This is a genomic window from Brevundimonas vesicularis, assembly GCF_032067225.1.
GTDB lineage: Bacteria > Pseudomonadota > Alphaproteobacteria > Caulobacterales > Caulobacteraceae > Brevundimonas > Brevundimonas vesicularis_F.
The window spans coordinates 1-3575 of record NZ_DAMBJX010000064.1; the positions used below are offsets into that span (position 1 = coordinate 1).

Sequence of the window (3575 nt, forward strand, 5' to 3'; positions counted from 1 at the left end):
CATCGTCAATCGGCCGGATTTCAAGACGCTAAAGCCCGATTTTAAAGGGGCGACCCTGTTGCCGGGCATCGTCGCCGCAGCCTCCAAGGGCGATGACGCCCTGCTGCGCAAGATCCTGTCGGTATTCGAGACCGAAGGCTTCGCCGTCGAGGGCGCCGACGACATTCTGGGCGGCGACACGCTTGGCGCAGGCGCGCTGGGAGCCGTAGCGCCGACCGAGGAGCAGCTAGCCGATCTGAAAAAGGCGCTGCATGTCGCCGAAAAATCAGGCGAACTCGATATCGGGCAGGGCGCCGTCGTCTGTGACGGCCTGGTCCTTGCGGTTGAGGCGCAGGAAGGCACCGACGCGATGCTGACCCGCGTCGCCAATCTGCCCGCCGACTTGCGTGGAGCGGTCGATAGCCCCAGGGGCGCGCTCGGAAAGGCGCCCAAGCCCATTCAGGATCTGCGCGTCGATATGCCCGTGATCGGGCCGCGCACCGTCGAAATGGCGGCGGCGGCGGGTTTGGCGGGCATCGGCGGGGTGGCCGGACGTTTAATCCTGATTGATCGCGCAGCCGTCGTCGAGACGGCGAACCGTCTGGGACTGTTCGTCTGGGGCGACGACCGGTGAGCCGCCCGCTGAAGATCATGCTCGTGGCGGCGGAGGCTTCTGGCGATGCGCTGGGCGCCGGTCTGGCCAAGGCGTTGAAGGCGCGGTTAGGAGACGATGTGGCCTTTGTCGGCGTCGGCGGGCCAAAGATGGCGGCCGAAGGCGTGGTCAGCCCGTTCGACATCGCCGAACTGTCGATCTTGGGCTGGATCGAGGGTTTGCGCGCCTATGGCAAGGTCAAGCGGCGCGTCGAGCAGACGGCGGCGCTGGCCGAGCAGGAAAAGCCTGACGCCGTGGTGCTGATCGACAGTTGGGGCTTTACTATCCGTGTGGCCAAGGCGATCCGGGCCGCGCGCCCGGACCTGCCGCTGATCAAATACGTCGGGCCTCAGGTCTGGGCCTCGCGGCCGGGCCGGGCCAAGACCTTGGCGGGCGCCGTCGATCATCTTCTTGCCCTCTATGGCTTTGATGCGCCCTGGTTCGAGCGCGAGGGCCTGCCGACGACCGTCGTTGGTTCGTCGGCGCTTCATGTGAATGTCGATGCTGCGGACGGCGCAGCGTTCCGCGCGCTTCGTGGGATCGCCGCCGATGCGCAGCTTCTCTTGGTGCTGCCCGGCAGCCGGCCCAGCGAGATCACCCGAATGGGCCCCGTCTATGAGGCCACGGTCAGAAAACTGAAGACCACGAACCCCGGCCTGGAAGTCGCCGTGGTCGCCGCGGGAACCGTCGCTCACGATGTTGCAGGCCGCGTCGCCGCCTGGCCCTTCCGCGTTCACCTGGTCGACGAAGCCGAAAAGTATGACGCCATGCGCGCCGCGACCGTCGCCCTGGCCACCAGCGGCACCGTGTCGACCGAACTGGCGCTGGCGGGCGCGCCGATGGTCATCGCCTACAAGATCGACGGGCTCAGCTATCAGCTGATGAAGCGGTTCGTGACCGCCAAACATATCACCCTGTTCAATGTCGCGGCTGACGACCGGATCGCGCCTGAATTCATCCAGCAGGAGGCGAGCCCGGCCATTCTGACGGCGGCGGTCGGGCGGCTGCTGGCCGACCCGGCCTTGGCGGCCGAACAGGCGCGTCGCCAGACCGCGGCATTGGAGCTGATGGGACGCGGAGGACCGGACCCATCCGAACTGGCTGCCGACGCGGTGCTGAAGGTCATCGCCGAGAAGTCGGCGAGCTGACGATGGCGCGGGCGCTCAGTCCGCGACGTGCGGCCGAGGTCCGCGCCGCGCTTCAGATGGCGGTCGGCGCGATGGCCGCGCTCTATCTCGCGACCTGGCTGAACCTGCCGCACCCTTACTGGAGCGTGATTTCCGCCATCGTCGTCATTCAGGCGAGCGTCGGTGGCGGCGTCCTGACCGTTGCGCGGGACCGGGCCATCGGCACGGCGACCGGGGCGCTGGCGGGGGCGGTCTTCGCCTTCCTTCGTCCGCCGGGCCTGGAAAGCATGGCCCTGAGCATCGCCGTCTCGGCGGGGCTGCTGGCCTTCTTTGCAACCGGGCGGCCATGGCTGAAGGTCGCGCCCGTGACGGCGACCATCGTCATCGCCGGCGGGACCGGCGCAGAGGGGCCGGCGTCTCTCGCGCTGGATCGGGTGATGGAAATCCTGGTCGGCAGCGGCGTCGGGGTTCTCGCGATCCTGGCCCTGTTTCCGCGCCATGCCAGGCAATCCTTCAAACTTCAGGCGCGCGAGGCGGCGGGCGAAGCGGCGAGGCTGTTGGCTTTGGTCTCAAAGGCCGTTCCGGAGGATGCCTCCGAAATCTCGCGCCATCATGCCGATCTGAAGCGGCGGCTGGATGCGTTGGGTCAGGCCGCCAAGAACGTCATCGATCTGCCCGGCCCGCAACGTGAGACGGCGGATCGAGCCGCGCTCGTGCGCGCCTTCTGGCGCGTGCGCAGCGACATCGTCATCCTGGGACGCGGTTTCCAGGCCGAGGGCGCCGGCCCCCGGCTGGATCCCTGGTCGCAGGACGCGGAGCGAGCGGTGGAGCAACTCGAGGCTCTGTCTCAGGGCAGGGCCGCCCAGCCCATGGGCGCGATCGACCAAAGCCTGGCCTTGTCCATGGCCGTCGAAGGGGACGATGTGGCTCTGGGCGCTGCTGCAATCGGCGTGGCCCATATGCACCGTGATCTGGATGACCTGGCCGCGCGTTTCGCGGATTTGAAGCTGGTCTGACGACAAAGAAAAACGCCGGGGATGTCTCCCCGGCGTTTTGCATTTCAGCTTTCGTCTCAGCCGCGCTGTTCGATCGGCACGTAATCGCGCTGGGTCGGGCCCGTGTAGAGCTGACGCGGGCGACCGATCTTCTGCGACGGATCGGCCATCATTTCCTGCCACTGCGAGATCCAGCCCACGGTGCGGGCCAGGGCGAACAGGACGGTGAACATGGTGGTTGGGAAGCCCATCGCCGACAAGGTGATGCCCGAATAGAAGTCGACGTTCGGGAACAGCTTGCGCGAGGTGAAGTATTCGTCCGACAGGGCGACCTTCTCCAACTCCTTGGCGACCAGGAACAGCGGATCGTTTTCGCGGCCCGTGGCGGCCAGCACTTCATAGGCCGACTGCTGCATGACCTTCGCGCGCGGGTCGTAGTTCTTGTACACGCGGTGGCCGAAGCCCATCAGCTTGTACTTGCGGTCCTTCACGCCCTGGATGAACTCCGGGATCTTGTCCGGGGTGCCGATTTCCTTGAGCATCGTCAGCGCCTCTTCGTTGGCGCCGCCGTGCGACGGGCCCCACAGGCAGGCGATGCCGGCGGCGATACAGGCGAACGGATTGGCGCCCGACGAACCGGCCAGACGCACGGTCGAGGTCGAGGCGTTCTGTTCGTGGTCGGCGTGCAGGGTGAAGATGCGGTCCATGGCGCGAACCAGGGCCGGATCGACATGATAGTCCTCGGCCGGAACGGCGAAGCACATGCGCAGGAAGTTTTCGGCGTAGGACAGGTCGTTGCGCGGCGACACGAACGGCTGGCCG

The 3575-nt window shown here is 66.9% G+C and carries 4 protein-coding genes; 3 read left to right on the top strand and 1 reads right to left on the bottom strand.

Annotation, left to right across the window (positions count from 1 at the left end):
• The 3 genes from RT123_RS13460 to RT123_RS13470 form a co-directional block, all read left to right on the top strand.
• A partial coding sequence (locus RT123_RS13460) for a UDP-2,3-diacylglucosamine diphosphatase LpxI domain-containing protein (RefSeq protein ID WP_313009617.1) occupies nt 1-613 on the top strand: 613 nt, incomplete at its 5' end.
• Nucleotides 610-1779: a lipid-A-disaccharide synthase gene (gene lpxB / locus RT123_RS13465; protein ID WP_313009618.1), complete on the top strand. Its 1170-nt coding sequence runs from the start codon at nt 610-612 to the stop codon at nt 1777-1779. The genes RT123_RS13460 and lpxB, both read left to right, overlap by 4 nt.
• Nucleotides 1780-1781: 2 nt before the next feature.
• Nucleotides 1782-2774, top strand: a complete 993-nt coding sequence (locus RT123_RS13470) for an FUSC family protein (protein WP_313009619.1) — start codon at nt 1782-1784, stop codon at nt 2772-2774.
• Nucleotides 2775-2830: 56 nt separating this feature from the next.
• Here RT123_RS13470 and RT123_RS13475 read toward each other — a convergent pair.
• A partial coding sequence (locus RT123_RS13475; RefSeq protein ID WP_313009621.1) for a citrate/2-methylcitrate synthase occupies nt 2831-3575 on the bottom strand: 745 nt, incomplete at its 5' end.